This is a genomic window from Alteromonas sp. 14N.309.X.WAT.G.H12 (genome assembly GCF_036697315.1).
Classification (GTDB): domain Bacteria; phylum Pseudomonadota; class Gammaproteobacteria; order Enterobacterales; family Alteromonadaceae; genus Alteromonas.
Genome location: NZ_JBAHZB010000001.1, coordinates 1 through 21,640 on the forward strand (window position 1 = coordinate 1; position 21,640 = coordinate 21,640).

The 21,640-nt window shown below is 44.9% G+C and carries 18 protein-coding genes; 16 read left to right on the forward strand and 2 right to left on the reverse strand.

What is annotated here, in order from left to right; all coding sequences use genetic code 11:
- The 9 genes from V5298_RS00005 to V5298_RS00045 all read left to right on the forward strand — a co-directional run.
- Positions 1-2,596, forward strand: a 2,596-nt coding sequence (locus V5298_RS00005) for a hypothetical protein (RefSeq protein WP_332929395.1), incomplete at its 5' end; no start/stop codon positions are given.
- A gap of 9 nt (positions 2,597-2,605) precedes the next feature.
- Positions 2,606-5,266: a TraM recognition domain-containing protein gene (locus tag V5298_RS00010; RefSeq protein WP_332929396.1), complete on the forward strand. Its 2,661-nt coding sequence runs from the start codon at positions 2,606-2,608 to the stop codon at positions 5,264-5,266.
- A gap of 13 nt (positions 5,267-5,279) precedes the next feature.
- Positions 5,280-5,858 carry a hypothetical protein gene (locus tag V5298_RS00015; RefSeq protein ID WP_332929397.1) on the forward strand — a complete coding sequence of 193 codons (579 nt, stop codon included), beginning with the start codon at positions 5,280-5,282 and terminating at the stop codon, positions 5,856-5,858.
- Positions 5,855-6,217: a hypothetical protein gene (locus V5298_RS00020; protein WP_332929398.1), complete on the forward strand. Its 363-nt coding sequence runs from the start codon at positions 5,855-5,857 to the stop codon at positions 6,215-6,217. Before V5298_RS00015 ends, V5298_RS00020 begins: the two co-directional genes overlap by 4 nt.
- Before the next feature lie 12 nt (positions 6,218-6,229).
- On the forward strand, positions 6,230-6,904 hold the full coding sequence (locus V5298_RS00025; protein WP_332929399.1) for a hypothetical protein: 675 nt from the start codon (positions 6,230-6,232) through the stop codon (positions 6,902-6,904).
- Positions 6,904-7,638, forward strand: a complete 735-nt coding sequence (locus tag V5298_RS00030; protein WP_332929400.1) for a hypothetical protein — start codon at positions 6,904-6,906, stop codon at positions 7,636-7,638. The genes V5298_RS00025 and V5298_RS00030 overlap by 1 nt, the downstream gene beginning before the upstream one ends.
- 1 nt (position 7,639) lies before the next feature.
- Positions 7,640-8,209: a hypothetical protein gene (locus V5298_RS00035; RefSeq protein ID WP_332929401.1), complete on the forward strand. Its 570-nt coding sequence runs from the start codon at positions 7,640-7,642 to the stop codon at positions 8,207-8,209.
- A gap of 60 nt (positions 8,210-8,269) precedes the next feature.
- Positions 8,270-9,130, forward strand: a complete 861-nt coding sequence (locus tag V5298_RS00040; RefSeq protein ID WP_332929402.1) for a hypothetical protein — start codon at positions 8,270-8,272, stop codon at positions 9,128-9,130.
- Between the two features lie 57 nt (positions 9,131-9,187).
- Positions 9,188-10,108: a LamG-like jellyroll fold domain-containing protein gene (locus V5298_RS00045; RefSeq protein WP_332929403.1), complete on the forward strand. Its 921-nt coding sequence runs from the start codon at positions 9,188-9,190 to the stop codon at positions 10,106-10,108.
- A 75-nt stretch (positions 10,109-10,183) separates the two neighbouring features.
- Here V5298_RS00045 and V5298_RS00050 read toward each other — a convergent pair whose 3' ends face one another.
- Positions 10,184-11,611 carry a 3'-5' exonuclease gene (locus V5298_RS00050; protein WP_332929404.1) on the reverse strand — a complete coding sequence of 476 codons (1,428 nt, stop codon included), beginning with the start codon at positions 11,609-11,611 and terminating at the stop codon, positions 10,184-10,186.
- A gap of 170 nt (positions 11,612-11,781) precedes the next feature.
- Here V5298_RS00050 and V5298_RS00055 point away from each other — a divergent pair, with 170 nt between their 5' ends.
- From V5298_RS00055 to V5298_RS00065, 3 genes are read left to right on the forward strand one after another with little or no spacing between them, the layout of a single operon-like run.
- On the forward strand, positions 11,782-12,558 hold the full coding sequence (locus V5298_RS00055) for a hypothetical protein (RefSeq protein ID WP_332929405.1): 777 nt from the start codon (positions 11,782-11,784) through the stop codon (positions 12,556-12,558).
- A 16-nt stretch (positions 12,559-12,574) separates the two neighbouring features.
- The gene (locus V5298_RS00060) at positions 12,575-14,230 is read left to right on the forward strand and encodes a hypothetical protein (RefSeq protein ID WP_332929406.1); all 1,656 of its coding nucleotides are present in this window, start codon (positions 12,575-12,577) and stop codon (positions 14,228-14,230) included.
- Positions 14,231-14,239: 9 nt separating this feature from the next.
- A complete protein-coding gene (locus tag V5298_RS00065; protein WP_332929407.1) occupies positions 14,240-15,958 on the forward strand; it encodes a S8 family serine peptidase in 1,719 nt (572 codons plus the stop codon).
- A gap of 90 nt (positions 15,959-16,048) precedes the next feature.
- Here the strand turns inward: V5298_RS00065 and V5298_RS00070 are convergent, their stop codons facing one another.
- On the reverse strand, positions 16,049-16,915 hold the full coding sequence (locus V5298_RS00070; RefSeq protein WP_332929408.1) for a hypothetical protein: 867 nt from the start codon (positions 16,913-16,915) through the stop codon (positions 16,049-16,051).
- 220 nt (positions 16,916-17,135) lie between these two features.
- Between V5298_RS00070 and V5298_RS00075 the strand changes: the two genes are divergently transcribed.
- The 4 genes from V5298_RS00075 (at position 17,136) to V5298_RS00090 (ending at position 21,638) form a co-directional block, all read left to right on the forward strand.
- Positions 17,136-18,230 carry a hypothetical protein gene (locus V5298_RS00075; protein WP_332929409.1) on the forward strand — a complete coding sequence of 365 codons (1,095 nt, stop codon included), beginning with the start codon at positions 17,136-17,138 and terminating at the stop codon, positions 18,228-18,230.
- A 65-nt stretch (positions 18,231-18,295) separates the two neighbouring features.
- Positions 18,296-19,300 carry a hypothetical protein gene (locus V5298_RS00080; RefSeq protein ID WP_332929410.1) on the forward strand — a complete coding sequence of 335 codons (1,005 nt, stop codon included), beginning with the start codon at positions 18,296-18,298 and terminating at the stop codon, positions 19,298-19,300.
- 106 nt (positions 19,301-19,406) lie between these two features.
- The gene (locus V5298_RS00085) at positions 19,407-20,900 is read left to right on the forward strand and encodes a hypothetical protein (RefSeq protein WP_332929411.1); all 1,494 of its coding nucleotides are present in this window, start codon (positions 19,407-19,409) and stop codon (positions 20,898-20,900) included.
- Positions 20,901-20,909: 9 nt separating this feature from the next.
- Positions 20,910-21,638: a hypothetical protein gene (locus V5298_RS00090; RefSeq protein ID WP_332929412.1), complete on the forward strand. Its 729-nt coding sequence runs from the start codon at positions 20,910-20,912 to the stop codon at positions 21,636-21,638.
- Positions 21,639-21,640 lie beyond the last annotated feature (2 nt).

Here is a 21,640-nt window from a genome sequence, read left to right on the forward strand (position 1 = left end):
CCATAAAACCAACCTAAATGAAGCAGAGGCTGCAAAAGTTCAAAAAGAGCTACTGGCACTCAGAAACATCATTAAGAAAGAGCCCTCAGCGCAGGCGCTTTTTTTGTCGAAAAGCGAGCAGCGTATTTGGGAGATGCACCGCACTTTTTCGGCTCATCTTTATAGCGAGTTTTCCGCCCTCGGGATTATGGCTACAAAGTTAGATGTTACCGCCGCAGCTCGATCACAAAAGAGAGCGCTATATGGAAAGGAGAATGAGTGGGATTGGGAGCCAAGATTGGATGGTTTCTATGGTTCACGAGAGGGGGAGGTATCCAGACAGGCAGGGAAAACAGCTATAACCCCCTTGTCCATGGTCGAGCAGGTCATCACAAAAGGCGGAGATGAGCGTGATATGCCCCCCGAGATGCTGCGTTTCGGAGACCGCTTTTTTGCGTCACTATCCATGGTTATCCCACAACAAGTGAATGAAGAGTTAAAGACATACGAAGACTTGGTTTCAGGGATCCCTAAAGACGTCGGTTATATGATCTCATACAGAATGTCCAGCGCCCCTTTCAGTTCAAGAAAAGCCACATATCAAAGGGTAGCGCTTGCTTTGGCTCCGCTACCTAAAAACAAGAATGCATTGAAAGCTCTTAACTACATGAGCAATAACAAAGAGAATCGAACCTATGTATTTCTCGAACTCTCGATCACGGTATTTGCCAAATCCAAAGAGAAACTTAGCAAAGATTACGATTTGATTAGCGGTAAGTTGGCCGGATGGAACATGGCGCAATTCCGCAGTGTAGAGCTGGATAAAACACAAGGATTGTTTGACACTCTACCTGGCGCAAGCAGGCAGAACAACCTCTTTCAGGTTTATGAAGAATTGGGGGCTGCCATCTACCAAAGCCCCTTGTTTTTGATGGGATCCCCTTATGATCGTGGTTTTCTCCATTTCACGGATGACGCTGGCCAGCCTTTTACCTACCAAGACCATTCTTCATTGATAATGAATTTTAACATGTTCATTTGTGGTACGACAGGTGCCGGTAAATCAACACTGTTGATGCTGCTAAATTTTGCTCTACTTGCCAAGCCAAAAGCGAACCCTAAATTGCGCGGCGAATTCCCAATGATCATGAATGTTGATTTCGGTAAAACCTCATTTGGAACGAACGACGCGCTTGAAACCTTTATTTCAGATAAAAAACGTCACCAAATATTAACGCACGAATTAACCACTTCCGTCGAGTCGGCGCTGAACCCTCATGATCTCCCTTTCGGGCGAACGACGCCAACAATGCGGCAAAAACTCGCGCTGTCGCGATTTATGCTTTTGTTTATTGGCGGTGTCAAAAAAGTGAATGGCAAGGTTGATTTCAAAACACCTGAATTGGAAAGCATGGTTAAGTCCATGATAGATGCTGTATACAAATTCCGGCAAGAGGAAAATACTCCCCGCATGTTTTCACCAGCGGAATTCAAATTCAAATCAACACTACAATTCATGTGTGAAAACAACATCGAATTCAACCAGCATACAAGCTACTACTATTTGGCCGATCAGGTCATTGAAAAATCACCATCGCTGGGCGTTATACATGCATTACGGTTGCGCCGCTACGGCTTCCCAAGACTGCAAGACTATTCCTTGGTGTTAACTCAATCTCCGGAGTTGTCCGCTCGTTATGAATCGGGCGTTATTGAGGGGAAAACCGCAAAGTCATTTTTTGTAGAGAAGCTGGGCGAGGCCGTGAAAGAATTCCCTTGCTTCACGAGACCAACAAAGCTCAATGTAGATACGGCAAGACTCATCTCTTTTGATATCAAAAACGTGTGTGGGGAAGATGATTATCGTAAAGCCGTCTTTGGTTCCCTTTGTTTCATGCTGTTCTTGGTAAAAAAAGAAAACACCGAAGAATCATCGGACTTGATGACGGGCGTAAAGCCTCAGTATCTCCCTTACCTCAATAAAATGGATCATTTTAACAGAGCGTTACCCGGTGTCCTTAATATTGAAGAAGCTCACGTCTTGTTTGATTTGCTTGACAGTACTCTATGCGAAAATGCACGTCAAAACCGGAAGGGGAACTGGGGGATTCGTGCCTTGAGCCAGGAATTAGTCGACCCCAGCGAAACGTTTTTCAGCCTGTTCGGAACCGTTATGATTTCGAGTCCGCAGAGTGGCAAAGATGTCCCTTCACGAATCGCGATGATGTCAGGAACATCAGCGGAAAGACGCATTATTGAAAAAGGCCTCCGCTCAAGAGAAATGTTTATGTTCCTTCGGACAACAGGGGGGGTTGGTCGAATTGGCGTGAAGTTGAAAACGACGGTGAGTCCAGGTTTATTGTGGATCTCCACTTCTAACCAGCAAGATATTGATTTTCGTCGGGCATTAGTGTCTCGGATAGGGAAAGAAGAAGCGTACCGGCGATTGCCTCGATACTTTCGTGGCGGAGAAGTTAAGTCTTATTTCGAGGGGCGTGGCCATCAGCGATACGCAAAGCTCGCCAAGAAAAATGGATATGACTCTGTTTTCGACTACTTGTTGGATCAAACTTCCAAACACAAGTCTCCTCAAGGAGACTTGGCCAGATTGCTGTGAGGAGCGTTCATGTCCAATGTTAAGCTCCAGGGTATCGACAGCATCAAGTTCGACGATGCGTGGGTTGACGGTCAGAAAGTCAACTTAGCACTAGGAAAAGACACGCGTCCTTTTCAAATAAAATATGCTTATTTCATCGCAACGGTGTTGCCTTTTCTTTTAGCTGTTATTAGCTTGGTTATGGCGTTCATTATAAGGCCAATGGCAGGCCCATTATTCTTACTGTCCATCGTTTTTACGCTCTTATGGACCTACAAGCGAAAACGTTACGTCGCTTCGCGAAAAGGGCTTTTGGACGATCCTAAATACGCCTTGTACAACAAAAAGACCGCGGCGGTGGACTATTCACCAAAAGAAAATACTAGCGAAGTAGAGGCTGTAAATAAGAAACTAGGCGATGGCGTCTACTTCTTTGGCCATGAGCTGTTTACAAATCAAGAAGTTCATATGGGGGACTCTAAGGCAAGAACGCATATCATCATTTTTGGAACCACTGGTTCTGGGAAAACAGAAGCTATCTTGGCTATATGTGTGAATTTTCTTGTCCAAGGCTCTGGTTTTATTCTCGTTGATGGGAAAGGGGACTCCCTACTCTTTGCGAAGGTATTTTCGCTTTGTCGCGCCTACGACAGATGTGACGATTTATATGTTTTGAACTTTATGGACAAACTCGAAAAGGAGAGAAAACGAGTAGAACTAAACAGCCATTCATTTAACTTTTTCGTTGAATCAACCGAGATTGAAGCAAACGAAATTGTCGGAGGGTTATTACCCAATGATGACAGCGGGGATTTGTGGGGAGGCCGAGCGGCATCCGGGATAGATTCAATTAACGCAGCGTTGTATTGGCTGAAAGATAATGGGTATTTAGAAATAGATCCGGATTCTTATCGAAGCTATTTCAAATTGGATGAATACGCCAAACTGGCAATGAATGAAGACATTCCTAAAAAACACCGCGTTGGTCTATGGGCAGTATTACACTCAATCTCGTATAAACATCCGACAGAAAAAGACCCCAATCCTAAGCAAGAATCGGAAACAGACGCGCAATTCCAATACATCGTGATGCAATATACTCAGACGTTCAACCAATTGGCCGATGTGTATTCGCATATAACTGTATCGCAAGTGCCCGACATTAACATAACAGATATTGTCCTACGGAGACGGATCCTTCTGGTTCTTCTCCCCTCGCTTGCAAAATCAGAACAAAACGTAAGAAACCTTGGCCGGATCATTATCGCAATAGCCCGTAACGTTTCAGCCAAAGCGATTGGTTCCTCAATTGAGGGTAGCGTTGAATTAACCATAGAAAGTAAGCCAACTGCAGCTATATCAAGTTTCGCCATGATTTTTGACGAATTTGGTACATATGCGACAACCGGAGCTTCTACGCTACCCAGTCAGGTTCGTTCATTGAACATTATATGCATTTTTGCGGGACAAGATTATGATGCGTTCAAAAGAGGTAACGAAATTGAGGCTTCCACAATATTCGGGAACTGTTCTCTTAAGATTTGCATGAAACTCGAAGATCCTCTTACTTATCAGAAATTCCAAGACTCTGCCGGACAAAAATACGTCTTGGCACAAGAGGGATTCGAGACGAAAAGCACCATGTTCGGTCGAAAACACATCCCTCAAAAAACTGCCCGCGTAGAAAAGCGTGACGTACTTGACATGATCGATCTCAAGAAACAAGCGCCTGGGCATGCAACAATTATTTTTGGGGATATGACGCACCGAATTAAATTCTTCTACCCCAATTTGAAATTGGCCAAAAAGGCGCGTTTAAATCACATGATTGAGGTTAGGAGACCTCGATTTGAAACTTCGGAAGCGTATCGCGTTGGCGTTGATCGTTTGTACCGGAATTTAAAGAAGCGGTTGCAGGGAAATTGGGAAGCGGAAGAGAAGCGGCTTAAGTCCAACATGTCTTTTTACATACCGTTTAAAGACGAACTTCTTGATTCTTACTCAAAAATAGATAGCTCAGAAGATCGTAGCGCAAATGGAGCCTTCCCCAGTGAAACTGAAATGTCGACGTTTTGCCTCTCCGTTTATTTAAAACAAGTGGAACTCACCGACCATAATGTCAGAAAAGGCATTCATGATGACTTGGGTTTGGAGTTCAACGAACAATTTGATGACGACGACTTACTAAAAAAAGAGGGAGGGGCTTTATTCGACGATTTCAAAGGGGATTCGGATGTTTTTGCGCGTGAAGACGCCCACCGAGGGCCTCCCTCGGCAGAAACAAAGAGCGACGCAGTAGGACAAGCTGGCGTTGACTTCGATGTGCCGAAGAGACCTCGCATTGATGATTTCGCATTCGAACAGATAGAGCAGGCCGTTGAGCGGAAGGTAGCAAAACATGAAAGGGCCAAAGCGGAATCATTTGACAGCTTGGAATCCATTCAGATTGATGCGTTTCAGTTAACTGAAAAGATTGAGAGCCTAGAAAAAGTGTTATTGAAAAGAGAAGGGTATGTCGAGACCGATGCGGAACGGTTAAGTAAATTGACATCTAAAAACATTGTCACAGAGATGGGATTGCAGACCAATGTCGCTGTGGCCAGTCAAAAAGACAAGAGGCGTACGACGCCGGCTCGTTCGTCAAAAGAAGTCAGGGATAGAGTTTTAGGGCTTGCCGAATTAGCTGAATAAAAGGGAGATGGATATGTCCAGCAAAACAATACCTCAAGACCAATTTACGCAGGATGCAATGAAAATAATTGGTGCTCCGAGATACGTTACGATATCGGGAAAGAAAATGTCTCCCTCGATCTTATTTTCGCCAGCGTTAGCAGAGTCGATGCTTTATTGGTCAGCGCAAGCAAAAAGTCACAAGCTCTTTGGTAAGAATATATTGAACATCTCAATTGTTGCGGATTTTAGCCGGATAGCATTTGCCCGCATTGAGCGACTGGACCACGCTGCCGCTCATTCAGGGACGGGAGATGTCGGTTTAGGGCTGGCAACCTCTCTGCTTGTGGTTTCTCATGCTATGGATGAAATATTGCAACCATCACGGTCCAACCCTCGATTTGACTTTGAGGATGTTGTTCTTCTGTTTCGAGATAGCGTATCTAAGCGGTACCAAAATGGTGAGACGATAAAACATGGCGACATCCAATTGAATAACGTTTTCCATGATAAAATATGCAAACCCTCCCGAGACTCGTTTAGTCGACCCGGGACAACAGGGCATGTTCGTAAGGATAAGGTTAATTCAGGGCTTAGGGATAATCGGTTATGATATGGTTTAAGAAAAAGCCACCTGCCGAAACCGAGAGTCAGTCTGAATACATTGAGGACTTATTTCCTCGGTACCTAGAGGCACAATTCAATTCAACGTCATATCAGAAGATTAGGGAGCTACGCCGGTACTGGCGTTCAGGCGCGGTGCTTAACCTGATCAGTCTAGGTTTTATGGTTACATCGACTGTGATCTGCTTGTCGAGAAATGCCGAGATAGAGATTAATCTTATCCGCGTGGATGGAGGGCAAGTAAAAGAAGTCCATGACCTCCGTCGCAAGGTGATGATAAAAAATACAATAGACAGGATGCGCATAAAGCAAAACCTTAAAAAAGAAAATGATGCAAAAAAGGGATAAGGAATATTTGTAATGAAACACAAGGAATGTGTTCTTGATGCGCCAGCCTACAACGAGAAGTTGACCGGTTTACTGGGAGTTATTCTAGGTTTTTTACTAGTTGTAGTCAGCTACAACAGCTATAGATCCGCATTATCCTATCGCCCCCCGCCTCAACAGGTTTTTTTGGACATTTACAATCGCCCTATAGGGACGCAGAGTTTGCTTTTACCGACACACCATAACCCTGGTTTGAGAAAAACCACGTCAGAAAGAAATGGGGAGACAGCAACTGATTTTGTTCATTTAGCTATAGTGGATATGTTTAATTATAATTCTGCTCAATTAGACAATGGCGAAGTTTTTGATAAGTTCCAAACCTACCTTTCCGAGCGTATCGCCGTAAAAATATATCGCGACATCTTTCTAAAATTAAGCCAGCAACGAATTGTGAAGGCTCAAGAGGGTGTGGTCAGGTCCCGGGTTGTAGGTGAACTTGAAATTAGCAACCCGAGAAATTTACCCTACCAGACGACGTCCGGCATGACTCTAGAAGCAAGAACTTTTCGAGTAAACGGCACCCTTCTTGTTACTGTTCATGCAGAGAAGGAGTACCCCACGATTTACACCATGAGTGCCATCGTACAAAGAGCACTTATCCAAGATAAATTAATGGGTTATCAGATTGTTAGCTTGGAGTTGAACTAATGGCTACAGAAAAGAACAATGATGAGGCCTTAGTTAAAACAAGGAAATGGATGTGGTTTTACTTTCTGACCCTCGCCGCGACGATTGGCTATTTTGCTCTTTATATTGGCTATATCGCAGTCGTATTCAAGCCGAGTCAAAAGATGATCCTGCTTAATCAGATCAACGCAGTCTACAGTGACGAGGATCTAGCTAAAACGAACGTATCAGAGGGTGAAATCAAACAATTTATTGTTGATGTCATCAAAAAAACCTTCACTTACGACTACTTGAGCTATGTTTCTGAGGAGGAATACCAAACCCTGCTGACAGGCGAAAAGGAAGTTGATATACCCGACCATCGGGACTTTATAAAGAACCTCTACTCAGGGGAAGCGTTGGAGCAGATGCTTGATGATTTGAGCGGAGCACCATGGATGAACGCGTTTTACCGTGACCGTAGATATGTTCAGTCGCACATCTTCTCTCCACCGATTAAAGAGGGGTATAAGGGATGGACAGTCAATGACGATGGGCGCTTGAACATAGGATATACAGGTTACTTTTTTGTTATATCCAAATCACATGGAAAAAGGACATTTCGGTACCGTATTGACTACCACATTGTGGCCGAAAGGAAGCCCAACCCTATAATGGAACATGTAGAGACGTACTATTTTTATCCGCTTGTTCCGATGAACACTTTTGAGTGGCAGATAAAAACCTTTGAGTGGGAAGCCAAGAGGGCGCTTTGATATGATCAGAATAATAATGGTTGTACTTGTCGCATTGGTCCTGCTGTTGCAATTGGCAGATCGCGTATTTCTTAGAACTGTCACCGCGGAACGAACTGTCACCGCAATCAGTGTGGCAGATGCGACAATAACGCCGCTCAAGATTGAAACCCAAGAAATTGTCAATAACGAGAGTGTTGTCGCTTTCGCCGAGAAAGGTATGGTGAAAATATTAAACTTCCGTCCAGGAAAATTAGCGTCGCATATGGAAGAACAAGACATCGAATCCATGTTTATCTCAAAGAAATTCTACGATGACTTTTTGTCCCAAATGGAAGTGTGGGCTGATACCGAATTTCGTTTGAACAACATATCGATAAAAGAATCGATAGTGACAAGGTTAAGGCTCGTTAAATCCCCGCCATCCATCGGGCGTTCATTTCGATTATTCGAAGTTTCAGCCAGAGCATCAACATATGATCGCGCAGTTGGAGATTCAGAACTCAACACGTTATCCGTACGCGTTTACCTTGTTTATTTAGGGCCCGAGAGCGGAATGGGAATTTACAAAATAAAGATAAAGACAAATTAAACATGGATAAGCTTGGTTTTATTAATGTATAATTTATAAAAACAAGCTATGGAGAGGTTGATGGAACCTATTAGAAAAGAACAATGTGCATTAATTAACTTCAAGGACATTAACCTCGCAAGTTGGAGAAGCGCCCTGCAAGGTTATGCTGAGGTATACGGCCATTTATTCATTGTTTCTGACACCGAAACAACCGGTACCTCCTACATTGATAAAAAAACAAAAGAGTTCCATCGTGTTGTGGAGTGGTCGTCCCTCTTTATGTATCCAGATGAAGCGGGGTTACTTCACCCTTGTCTAGATAAAAGTGGGAATGTAATTTGTTTGGACGAACCCCTAAATCCGTTCTTAGGTTCCTCAAACCCAAATCAAAAAGCAAAAAGAAGCGTGAGGGCAATCCCCACAGCCAGCATTGCTGTGCATGGCATAACAGCAGAATACCTTTTTGGGAATGAAGACAGTAAACAGCTTAATATGGATGGGTCACAGTCAGAATCGGGAGTCGAGCAGGGGGTTCGCCCAGCAACGGGTAAGATAGCCGCCTCTTTCGATGTGGTTTACAGTACAATCCTGGCACTGCTCAGTAGTGAGCCCTTTCAACAAGGACAAACAGAAGTTACGCTTTTGTTTCATAACGCGCATTTTGACGTGTCGTTTTTGAATATTGAAACTGAAATATGGGGAATGCCTTATATCGAATCCTACTTTTCTATCGTTGATACATGGAAGCTTTCTAAAAAACTCATTCCCTCCTCTGACATAGACTCATATGCATTAGATGCCTGCTTCGAATTTGTAAAGTCGCGTTATCCCGACACGGTAAAAAAGATAGATCGCCCGGTCCACACTGCGTTAATCGACGCCAACATACTAGCGCATGTTTATAATGGATTGGTGCTTTACCATGGTGAACATGCTTAGAAACATACAGGTCATAGCTCGACGAAGGTGGCATTTTTTTTGCTTAGAATGTAATAAATGGAAAAAGAGACAACCTCAATGTTAAAAAACACTTTATTGATCACTCTATTAATCGTTTCGTTTTCTTCACAAGCGGAATTGGTTGGATACTGGACATTCGAGGATGGCCTAACTGACTCCAGTGGAAACGGATATGACGGTGTCGTTTCAAACAGTAATACCGAGCTTGACATACTCGGAACAGAAGCCAATCACTACGTGAATTTTGGCGATAATTCCATCGCGCTTCCTATGTATTATGATAGTGAAATTGAGAGTCTAGGATTATCCATATGGTTTAACACATCTTACAGTTCGCCAGAGTATGAATACGATGGTTATGATAAAGACACTCATGTCTATGACAGCGCATGGACCAGCTATATAAATAGCTCACTTATCGACTTTGACCGCTCAGATTATTATTCACTCGTTGTGACGGGGAATGGCGAGATAATGTTCTCATACTCATCCAAAGCGTCAGGGACTTGGGACCTCTACGATATCGTGGCTGAGGGGGATGTCGCCTACAATGACGGAGAGTGGCATAAGGTTAATGTGAACTACAGTGAAGATGGGGGGCTCCAAATTTATGTCGATGCAGAACTGATCCTTTCCGAGATATATACCGGTTATATAGGTGGGGTTGGTAACACTCGGTATGGTTTTATTGGTGATAATTCTGAAGCTGAGACTTTTAATTCTGGTTCGAACAATCTTTATTATAACGGCATGATAGACAATGTTGCGATTTATGATGATGCGATTGCAGAGGAAGTGATTATAGATAGTTACGCAGCAGAAGTTTCCACTTATTACGATGTCCCGCTTTTTAATGCACCAAGCAGCTTATGTCTTCTTTTTTTGTTCCGGGGCCGAAAAAATAGGGGGAGCAGGATGAGACATGCTGGTCCTCGCACGAGAGATATTGATAATTGAAATAAAACAACGCTGATGAAAATGGAGTTATGTGCACCAAGGCTTCCTCATCCAAAGAAAATTTGAGACAACACTTTAGAGGTAAGAGCCCCAGCTTTTAGGAAGTGAAAGTGAATTTATCGCCCGAGTCATTGCTGTGTAGGTAAGGTACGCCTCTTCGCGAGGTAGAGAGATGAAATGCTTCCCTGAACGCGCCATCGGAAAATCATCAAGCATTATCAGGTCTCTGAATTCCAACCCTTTGGCTTGATGGACGGTGGTCAACATTACATCGGCTTTTGCCGGTGAGGTTAAGTTACCTTCTATTTTACGGAAAGTATGATGGCCGTTATCGCCAATATTTTCAACAAACCTACATGCTAAAGTTGCGGCGTTGTCTTGATTGAATGACGCCTGAGTTTTGTACTTTTCATAAGTTATCCCACGTAACCGTCCCTGTGACCCAGGCCGGCCGGTGAGGTAAAGCTGGTATAAATGCTTAAGAAACTGGATCTCCTTCAAGTCGACGCCGCCAAGAATGGCGCATTTTACATTTTCGAAAGAAAGGGCTTTTAATATATGCCATAAAGACATGTTGTATTTGGCGATCAGCGTCTGCTTTTTACCTTTTCTAGCTTGCTCTACAAGTGTCTCAAACGAGGGACTTGGTTTTATCTCAGTATGATTGCTGGATGCTTTTATTGGCGTGTAGTGGGGAACCAATTGGTACCCCATGAAATCATTAACCAAATCACAAAGCGCAGTACCAAAACGGTGCGTATGATCAAGGGTAAGATCAAAGCCGGCATTGGCAAATTGTTCGCTTGACCCCCTGTAACCAAAAAGTTGTTGGCAAGGATCACCGAGCCGAACAGTTTTCATTTTTGGCGATAACGTTCTCAGTCTTATCGTCATCTCAAACATCGCACTATTAAGGTCTTGGCATTCATCGATAACTAGGTAGTCATATTCGATAGGCGAACAACTGAGGGCGTAGGCTTTAAAATACATGTCATGAGTAATCGGTAATTGACTGCCAGAATCCCAGCAAGCCCTCCACCATTGCATGAATGCCTGTAGCACCAAAGCCAAATCTTTTTTGTTTACGTTGGGAAATGTCGGTTCTGAAAACAGGAGGTGAGCTTGATTGAGCGGCAAACCGGACATGCAGAAATAATAATTCAGTAACGATAAGCTCTCTAATAATACCGGGCTCCTCATTTCTACGCCAATCGCTGAGAGCGATGCGCAATGTTGAGATAGGTTCAGCGAGGGGACGACCCTTGATTTTGCGATGTTCATTTTATTGTAAGCAAAACCATGAAAACTGGTGCAGATCACGTTACTGGGCATTCTTCGCTTGGCGCTACGCGTATTTTGTTTGCCGAAGCTTATGTACAGAATGCGTTTGCTCGATTCATGGCGAGCGAGATTTATCACCTCTGTTGTTTTCCCCGCACCGGGAACACCTGCAATATTGATCACACCACCTGGATGATTGACTATTCGTTCTGTGAGGGACAATTAGAATCCTAACCTTCGTTATATTATCCAATACAATAACAAAAGAACGCCGAAATTTCATGTTTTAAATGTTTTTTTTAACAAAAAACATTTATGGGAAATGATAATTCTAGTAAGATTGGGGTAGAATAGCACCAAATACAGAAAGCAATATCACAAGGATGTGTTTAATGAAAACATGGAGCGTTTGTATTCTCGCGGCTTCAATATCAACAGTTGCCATCGCGGAAGAGCCGGAGGCAGGTAATAAGTTCGCTAAGATTGATCGATTTCTGGCGTCGCAATCATCGCTGGTGGAAAAAAGTAAATCTGGCACGCTGGTTAAGAAAGATGCGCGAAATGTAGTGCAGCCATCTGAAAACGCATTTCCCGCAAAACCCGCTAAAGAGGTATCCGCAGCTACCGTGGAGACCAGGCCCGAAGAGCCCCCAAAAGTCTTACCAAAAAAAATCAATTCTGTAGAAAACACTCTTTTGATGGATTTGCCGCCAGCATCTCAGTTTATTTTCAAAGAGGGTGTTTACCTCTCCGCCAACAAGCGAGGGAAACTTTTTCTTCGTGGTGGCGATGTCTATGACATTGATGAAACAGCGTCGATACGTGATGTCGCCGAGCTTGTAACGTCGAGAGAGAAATCGACCTGCGCACTGCTAAGCAATAAAAGCAATATAATGATGCGTGGTGATGACAACTCCGGAAGACCTCCTACCTACCTAGAGGTATCAAAGATTAGTTTGAACGAGTATCCTTCTGGGCCTTTATATATTATTGATTTTGAAAGCAAACCGCCAAAAAATGTACAGCAAGACACATCGGTGAATATCTCGTTGATGTGCTCTGTCCCCAAAAATAAAGAATCGGCCCCAGAAAGCGTCAACCTTGCGGATCTCAACACCACCTTCGACGGTCTGTTTGAATTTAAAGTATCGATGTACATAGAAATTTAAGAATGGAGTCTTAAACATGAAATTAAATCTAAAAAATTTGCCGCTCCTGTCTGTGGCAGCGGTGATCACTCTCGCTTTGTCTGGGTGTAGTGAAGAGTCAGACGACACAGCTACAACGACCGCAGATGATGCGCCTACGTTATCTATTAATGATTATTCATCGTCGGTTGATGAGGGTGACGTTATTACGATTGGTTACAATGCCGATGACGACAATGAAGCCGACCCGACAATTACCATCGCAAGTTCTGATCTGCAAGGTGATGTAGTGGTCGGCAGTCATCTTATCCAGTATACGGCACCGTGGCTGGATGAAGACGATAGCATCACAGAAACATTTACGATAGTGGCAACGGACTCTTCGGGCCAAACGACAAAAGAAGAAGTGAGTTTGACTGTATCTGACATTGACGATCCAGTGTCGCTGACCGTCTCTCCCCCCAGCCAAGCTCGCGGGTTTGAAAATACACAAACGGATACGCTCTTAAACTTCTGGATTGATGAGGGTCAAGAGGCCGTGACGATCTCGTATGAATTAAAAGAGGCGGATGCTGACCTCTTGTTAGTTTCATATTCGCTCTCTGATGAATCTTTCATTTTCGAAAACAACATTGCAGCCACGCAAGAAACAGTGGGGGATACCACAACAGTCAAACTGTCATTTGCCTTGCCAGAGATTGTTGATACCAGTTCCACAGTTTCCGAGTCCTCAGAAGATGTATCGCTGACACTCTCAGTTGATGATGGTGATGATATTGTCAGTGCCGTGGTAAATATGACGGTTGTAAATGTTGTCGACTTGGGCTGGGCATCGGGCAACCCATCCACAATTTCTGAAAGTGATGGTGGCGTATTAACATACACGAGTTCGGAATCCGACTCCTATTCTGGCGAGTACATCGTCGACTTGTTTGATGAAGACGGCAATGAGATTGATTTGGACTTCGATTTAGACACCGAGGCCAGAACCATAACCTTTGGAGAGAATGAGGGTATCATTGGAGATCAAGTTGTCGAAGTTGTTATCCAGCATGTCAACGTAATATCAAATGCGGCCGGGGAAGATTACGACGCTACATTTTCAGCCAGCAAAACGATCACGATAATTGATGACAGAGACGACAGTTTCCTGTCTTTAGAAGAACAATACGAAACCAACCTTACCCTTTTTAGCGACATTCGGACTCGACGGGATGAAGACCGAGTTGCGAGCGCGGCGGCCAGCTACCTTTTTTTGAATGGCTGGGTTGACGAGTCAGAGTCGGAAAGCTTCAAGACGCAAGTGTCTTTGCTGCTTGATGAAGAGACGGAAGAACTTGTTGATCTGGCCGACCAAATAGACGATGGGCTAAACGGTGATGGAGACACCGAGAGTACAGAGGCGTTAATGGAGGACTTTTCAGACGCCCTTTATGGCTTTGGTGCTACTGCTAGAAAATACATGACAGAGCAAATGGAAGCGTACGAAGCCATGGAGTCGAATGTGGATAAAGACTTGGGGTTGGGTGTGCTATCCCAAGCAGGCACCGCTTATCTCTATGATGAGACCTATGTTACACATTATGTGGGTAACCCCAATTATGGACATTACGAAGCTGATGATGAGTGGGTTTTCGATTCGACTTATGGTTACCTTGCAGTGGCCGACATCACTGACAGTTATTGTTTCTAAGGAAGAGAGATGAAAAAAAGTATTAAGTTGCTCTCAATGTCGTTAGCAGGAATGGCGATGTTTAGTTGCGGAGCCCATGCTGATGAACTTATCGTTGGCCCGGCTGACTCCTTAACCGAATATGCCGGTGAATCTTGGTATATATCCGAACGTTCCGTCGGCGATTACATCATTCTCAATGTTGATGGTGAGTTGGTTGACGAATCAATTAGCGTCTTATCCTCCTCGTATGAGGTCGTTGACGGACGACATGTTTCTAAACCTGCCTCTACCCCCAGTTCGATGGGTGTTTATGGGACGATAAGGCAAGCGAGTGTCGATGATTTTGACGACCCGCTGTCAGATAGACAGGAAAGTTTTTCATGGGCTCACCACGATATTTTCAACGCCATGAGCGCACTTAAGGAAGTTAAAGATCAACCTGTTGTTATGGTCCTTGGCGATGGCAGCACGGCCCATTCTGACGTCAAGACTGTCGGCGGATATAACTTTTTTGATGACAGTGAAGATTACAGTTCTTCAGGCAGTGATTGCAGAATGACCAAAGGTTTAGGCTTATCGTCCATTATCGGCGCGACCAACAACAACCAAACTGGAATTGCCGGAATTGCTGGTAATGCAGAATTGTACATGTCCAAAGTGGAAAGTGCTGATTGTGACGCTGGTGTATATGAGCAATCGCCGGCGGCGGTCTATGACGCCTTGGTGTCAGTTGCCAGCGATGATGGCGACACCGGTGCCCCGATCCCTGATGTTGTTTTGGTGACACAAGCCTTCGAGGGGCCATGCCCAACCTCGTTTCAAGAAGCCATTGATGACCTTGTTGACGGAAATGCGGTTGTTGTCGCGTCGTCAGGCGACGATGATACACTTGTTGGTAACTACTACCCATCGAATTGCCAAAACGTCATCACTGTTGCTGCGGTGGATGAAGATGGTTACCCAGAGTCCTATTCAAACCTTACCGCTCACGTTGATGTCACGGCCCCTGGTGACTCTTTTGTAGCTGGTGCCGATGATGACTGGGATTATGTTAACAGTACCGATTACGCCGCAGCGACTGTGGCGGGGGTGGTTGCGTTAATTAAAACGAATTACCCTGACTTAACGGTCTCTCAAGTTACAAGCGCTTTGACAGAAAGTGTATACCCTTACAGCGATGCGGGTGAGTGTTCGACAGGGGATACGTGTGGTTATGGCTATATGAACGCAGAGCAAATGCTGGATTACGTCAACAGCGTCTACGATCCTGAATTCGAACTAACCCACGCATTTACGGGCGACAGTTGCTTGATAGAGCGGGAAGTCGAAGCCCTTAGCGCTCATATGGACGTCTGTGCCGCATTTAAAACCAACATTAGCATGAGCTACGCCGATGATACCGAACCACAGTCATACCTCTTTAAGTTAATCAAGCGCCCGGCTGGAGGCCTTGTTTGGTATAACAATGTAAATCCTGTCACCGGGGAGTATTCGTCAGGCAGGGAGAACGGGATCGAAGTGATAGAAACGTATGATTCCACCGAAGATATGGCAAATGCAGTCACGCTACCATTGATCGACGTTGATGCCTCAGAAAGCGAGTATGCGATTGCGTCTTGCATCTCTTCATACGGAGATAGCGATGGGCAGTGGAATGCGGATGGAAAGCTAATTGACGGTGACTTGTGCTTTGGTGTCACCGAGCTAGACAGTGAAAGTGTAACATTGCCTGATTATTGTGAGTGATAATGTCACTGAAGCCAGTTGAGAACAAAAACCGAGTGTAGAGCTCGGTTTTTTTGTTGTTTACCTAATGGAGTGGTGTCCCTCGTCAGGTCAGATTGCTCTCTTAAATCCGTGTGGCGCAATGGCTTCTTTGTCTTTTTGTGGGAAACGTTTTTCTGGCATCGTCAAGGGCTCAGGGTGGGCTTTCTTGATATTAGGGAAGGCGTTTCTTATTTGGTTGAACGTATCAATCACGCTACCTAACGCATTAGGGAAGTGCACTTCTTTCATCTGTATGTAACCTAACCCTACGCCGCCACTGTTATTTTCTGAATCGAGAATGTCGCGCCGTAACGCACTGTCAACGTCTTTATCATATTGGACGTAGATATGAGTCGAATCGGAGACAAGTTGGGTGAGGTTATGCCGAATGTTATTAGGGTAATCCGCAAAGGCTCCGATGTCATAAGTAGGAAGGTATTTTACTTCCGGGTTGACTTGATAGATGCCTGTGGCAGCAATAAGTCGAACAAGCTCCCTAACAGAATCAAGCTTTGCGTACTTTTCCAGGTTGATCATGTTAGCGTGAATGGGACGTCCGCTCATGATTTGCTCAGAGAAATCATCGGGTCCAGTCACCGTAGCAAGAAGCTCACCCTCCTTACTTTTTTCTATCGAAAGCGTAGAGCCTGACCGCGTTTGAAATCCATCTGCGTTTCTCATGTAAACCAGTAGCCGGGCCTGCTCCGCACTTACGGGGTACTGTAGTTTATAGCTCGTGCTTGGAATGAGTTCCTTGGTGAGAGGATCGGGCACCATCGCTTGCCTGGGGATGAAATGAATAGATTCATTTGATGGGGACATCAAGTCGAGCAGGTCGATTATCGCTTCCTTGTCGATATCTCCAGTTGTCACAAATGCTTTTAGAACCAATTGTGACTGTAGTTTCTTCTTTAACGCTTTCTGTTCGTTATTCATAACAATCCCTACATGACATATTAGTAATTTTATCATGTTTTTAATCACCAAAACTCCTGCTTTATACATATTTTATTATTTTTTTGTTATCATATCCGGAAAGCTGAGTTCTACGCTGGACGAACCTGCAGAACTGCTTCCATCTTGCTGGGTGAATATCGTAGGAAAACGATGTTTCTCGCGAATCGCCTATAACGCGGACTACACGGAGGTGACCCGAATGGTGAAAGAAATGAAAATGAAAAAGACGGCCCGTAAACACTTGTCATTGACGGCACTCTCGGTGATGTTGACTCAAAGCCCAGCCGTCATTAGTGGAGAAACGAACAACCCCGAATATTGGGATACTTCAGAGATCGTAAGTGAAGTCAGTAGAGAGCAGACCTACACGGCATCAATGCATACGCGCTTCGAAGATATCAAATCAAAATACGAGGTTGGCGGAGAGTATTATTACAGTGACGACACTGACGCCTTCGGGTACCTAGAAGCACTAAACACAGAGCAAGAAATGATTTTTTGCACAAGTGGGGATGTTAACTTTACGACGGCGTTCAAAAATGCTGCCGAATCAGGGGTGAGTGACGGCGAGGAAGTTAAAAGTGACGATGAACTCTGGCGTTCAGGGAGTGGTGAATTCAGTGTAAGTAATGATGCGAGCACCATGGGTTTTACGCCATCAGAATTCGATGCGGAAGTATACGCTGCATTAGTCAATAACAGTAACTCAAAGGGCCGTTTTTGTTATGACATGAGTGACTATGCCGACCGTGTAGACTACAGAAATGCCAGTGCGGCTGCGGCTACGTACTGCGACCCGAGCGACGCAGGTTCGGTTAAATCCTTTACAGATTCGGTTAGTGGTTATAGTTGCGAACTCGAACTTGATATAGCGCTGAAAGTGGGGGAGACCCGCTTTGTACAGCAGATCCAAACCGGGATGGCAACCATAAGCCAGGGCTATTTGGGGTGCTATAAAAACGCTGCTACTGGGGAGCCAGAGTTAGAACTGGTAGATAACCCAGATGATTGCACGGTTGATTCAAGAGAGAGTTGTAATTACACCTGTGATTGGGCCGATCAGGTTGTTTGCACATCCTCATCGATGCCGACATGGGGAGACGGTAAATGTAGCGGCATAGGGACGACAATTTTCGAGGGTGACGCAATTATCGTCGAATCATCAGACGCCAGCTCATACAGTTCGTCGGATGGAGTGTTGTACCGGGGGACAGCAACGATGCGTTGCTCAATGGTAAGCGATACGGCGGAGTGGGTGATCAGCTCTCAAAGCTGTGCTCAAGTCACAGAATGATGGCAAAAAAAAACAAAAAAACATTTATGTGACATTATAGAGACAAGTATTCAGAGGTTTGCCCAATGCGCCCAAAGATAATAATTTCAACCATTATGTTGTTAGCAGCCCCAGCAACAGCAGAGACGCTTAAAACGTATACGTTTACGTCAAACTATATCGATTGCGTAAAGGAACATGAAGCCGAAAAAAACGAATATACGCAATCCGGATTAGCCGATTCGGGGCTCATGAACGGTCAGTCTGACATCCCGTCCGACTCCCTTGACGGGAATTACTGGTCTTATATGAACTGCTTGAGTTTGGCAGATGGCGGGACGGTAAATGAAACACTGTCGACGACGAATGCCTGCGAAGAAATTCGTTTCAGCGTAAATGGCAAAAGTTACTATGTGCCGCCAAGTGCTGACGGAAAAGAAGTTGGGTTGGCGGGACGTTTTTGGGTATGCAGTAATGGTACATGGACGTCAGCGGATGGCACCATTGATAACCCCGACGGCACGGATACGACCACGCCGGAGAATGAAGAGAAAGCGTCTTGCGGTGAGTCTTCTAGTATGACCTATCAGGGCTGCGTTTTTAATGTAGGCGAAGAAGACTTAGGTATTGGTAGTGACGGTTCAGTCAGAACAAAAAACCATGGAACTTCACTGACGGTTTATTACGGTCCAGATTACGGTGATGATGATGCAACAAGCGAAGGAAGCGCAGTGGTTTCTTGTGACAATGGCACCTGGTCACTTGATGTAGAGCAAATGAGTTGTCAGGTTTTATCCTGTGACATTGGCGATGAGGTGACATGGACAGGTTATCAAGATGGGAAGCTACGCCTTTGTGACGGAACGGTAAGTTATGGTGGCAGCGTGACAGCAAATGCGATTTCTGGCGATGGGGCCGCCACAGTGTACCCATTGGAATCATTGGCAAGAGCAAACACTAAAATCATGGAGGGTAGTGCGCAATTTACATGCGGTGTAAATGGTTGGCAACTGGCGTATTCTACGTGCGAAATGAAAGCGTCATCAAGCCTGATATGTTCGGCAACGACTGGAGGATATACGTGTGAGTAAACATCTAGGGACAGTTATGAAATTAAAGCTATGTTTTTTTGCCGGCGCGTTTGTCGCGGTCGGAACATCCGCTTCAGAGTCTTATACGACAAGTGATGTTGTTGGTATGTTTGCCGATCAAACCTATGTCGGGAGTAAAGCCGGGACAAAAACCGTGGTTGAAGCGCATATTGAATGTCTTAGTGGATCTAGTAGTGTGGGTGGCGACTCCTCATCAAGTACGGTAGATGGTCTAAGTTATGATTCTGATTACGGTGATTCGTACAAAGAATGCATGGCGGAATACGTCCCTTTTAAGGTGACAGGTAGCGACGCTGAAGGTGCCTGCGGAAGTGAAAGTGTTACGTGGGGACAGTGTTCGTCCACATTGCCGACATCCGCAGATGGTGCTGTCTACAGCGCTAGACACTCGTCTGATAACGATGACCAATATGAGGGCGTAGCGACATTTCAATGTAGCGATGGTGATTGGACATTTCTGTCAGGTGGGTGCGCCGAAGTTGCAGATCCTTGTGAAGATGGACTGGTAACCAGTTGGGATGTTACAACCCCAACATGGGCGGATTCTACAGCAGAAACAGTTTATACGGATAAATTTGGCCAGATACGTCACGACCCCAAAGATGCATGTTATGCCCGTATGGATGCAGCAGACAGCGGTGAGCTTGTAGTTGCAATCGCGACGACACCAGAAACAACGCCGGAAGCCAACTATGATTTAACAAACAGTACGGCATCTAAACGTTGCTTTAACGACGAGTGGATAGAAGATTCCAGCGGTGGTAGCTCTACATGCACATATGTTCCGTCGAGTTGTTCCGCTACAACATATACTCACCCAAACGGATGTTCGTTTAGCATTCCTACGCTAGATCATGATGAGATCTACACAGACAGTAGTCCATCCCCATCGAAATCCGTAGGTTCAATACAAGCCTATTGTTGGGATGGTGACATAGAAATCAAAAGTGCCTCTTGCAATATGAGTTGTGAAGCGAGTGTTTCTGCTAATACCTGGAGCTGGGACGACGCTGATGATGCGAGAAGCTGTTACCATGCTGCCACATCCGATAGTGAACGCATTGCCCCAACGGGCGGGATGAGTGTAAGTAATACGACTGAGGGGCTTGAGGGAAGCTCCTATTACACTTGTAATCAAGGGGAAATGACTTTGGATGCAGAAACCTGTTCTCCGTCAAACTGTACGGTGATTCCCGCGAATAGTTGGACGACAGATGGGTTAACATGCGCACACGACGCGCTTGTCGTTGACCTTTACCATGGCGACACGATTGTAAAGCGTCCCTCTGATGTCGGTGTCGGCACGCAAGGCGAAATTGTTTATGAATGTGAGTACGGAGAGATTGTTACGATAAGTAAAACCTGTTCCGCTCTGTACAGCCAATCTATCTGCTATGCTGAAGAAGTAAACCCTGATGACCCAACGGAGACGGTCGATGATGGTTACGAAGCGTCCGAAAGTGATGGAACGTGCGGTATTTACGATAGCGATGGGGAAGAGAAGTTTGAATTCATCAATGGCCAGTGTTGTGAAATTGATAACGACACTTCAAATTTAACTTGTTTCGAAGTACCTTAGAGGACTTTTATGAATATACTGAGGGTAATAAAAAAGGAGTCGTTACTGGTTGAATCCGCGATACGGAATATCGGGACGCCAAACCCTAAAATACTGACCGGCCAACAAATCCAAGATCTGGTTCCTGATGAAATCCTTGCCCTTGCAGACAAGATTAAACTCTTAGTTAGAGATAAGGTGGACAAGGATTTGCTTCACGAACATATAAAAAGTAGCACTGCGAACCCCGTCACGAAAGTGGCGTTTGATATTGCGTTTGGTCGGCGTGATCCAAACCCCTCGCCACAATCCCCCGGTATGGAGTTGACGGCTGCGCAAAAAAGCCTATTCCCGTACATTGTAAGTCAATCGCCAAAAGTGAAAGGGTCTCTGATCGGATTTTCAGCCGAGGACGAGGTTAAACCGATGTGGTTCTTCGCTACAGGGGGAGGAGATTCGGGCACTGTTTGTATGGGGTACGATGGGCTTCCTCGCAAGTTGGAAATAAGCAAAATAGCCATGGCCGGATACCAACAAATTTCGAAGCCACAAAGTGAGCTTAAACAGGCTTGTAGGAAATCACTGCCTGAAGGGATAACAACAACTGATATCCGAGAGGTTAACTATTTTGTAAGCCGCTATACGTTGCAAACTGCAATGTATGAGGTCAGTAAACAAGTGCTGCGAAAGTTGGTAACGTCTCTGCCTGAGATCGTCAAGAAGAATCAATTAGATAATAAGGAAATACCCAAAATATAGAT

Coding starts and splice junctions, on each gene's coding strand:
- V5298_RS00010 (WP_332929396.1), top strand. CDS start 2,606: ATGTCCAATGTTAAGCTCCAGGGTATCGACAGCATCAAGTTCGACGAT.
- V5298_RS00015 (WP_332929397.1), top strand. CDS start 5,280: ATGTCCAGCAAAACAATACCTCAAGACCAATTTACGCAGGATGCAATG.
- V5298_RS00020 (WP_332929398.1), top strand. CDS start 5,855: ATGATATGGTTTAAGAAAAAGCCACCTGCCGAAACCGAGAGTCAGTCT.
- V5298_RS00025 (WP_332929399.1), top strand. CDS start 6,230: ATGAAACACAAGGAATGTGTTCTTGATGCGCCAGCCTACAACGAGAAG.
- V5298_RS00030 (WP_332929400.1), top strand. CDS start 6,904: ATGGCTACAGAAAAGAACAATGATGAGGCCTTAGTTAAAACAAGGAAA.
- V5298_RS00035 (WP_332929401.1), top strand. CDS start 7,640: ATGATCAGAATAATAATGGTTGTACTTGTCGCATTGGTCCTGCTGTTG.
- V5298_RS00040 (WP_332929402.1), top strand. CDS start 8,270: ATGGAACCTATTAGAAAAGAACAATGTGCATTAATTAACTTCAAGGAC.
- V5298_RS00045 (WP_332929403.1), top strand. CDS start 9,188: ATGGAAAAAGAGACAACCTCAATGTTAAAAAACACTTTATTGATCACT.
- V5298_RS00055 (WP_332929405.1), top strand. CDS start 11,782: ATGAAAACATGGAGCGTTTGTATTCTCGCGGCTTCAATATCAACAGTT.
- V5298_RS00060 (WP_332929406.1), top strand. CDS start 12,575: ATGAAATTAAATCTAAAAAATTTGCCGCTCCTGTCTGTGGCAGCGGTG.
- V5298_RS00065 (WP_332929407.1), top strand. CDS start 14,240: ATGAAAAAAAGTATTAAGTTGCTCTCAATGTCGTTAGCAGGAATGGCG.
- V5298_RS00070 (WP_332929408.1), bottom strand. CDS start 16,915: ATGAATAACGAACAGAAAGCGTTAAAGAAGAAACTACAGTCACAATTG.
- V5298_RS00075 (WP_332929409.1), top strand. CDS start 17,136: ATGGTGAAAGAAATGAAAATGAAAAAGACGGCCCGTAAACACTTGTCA.
- V5298_RS00080 (WP_332929410.1), top strand. CDS start 18,296: ATGCGCCCAAAGATAATAATTTCAACCATTATGTTGTTAGCAGCCCCA.
- V5298_RS00085 (WP_332929411.1), top strand. CDS start 19,407: ATGTTTGCCGATCAAACCTATGTCGGGAGTAAAGCCGGGACAAAAACC.
- V5298_RS00090 (WP_332929412.1), top strand. CDS start 20,910: ATGAATATACTGAGGGTAATAAAAAAGGAGTCGTTACTGGTTGAATCC.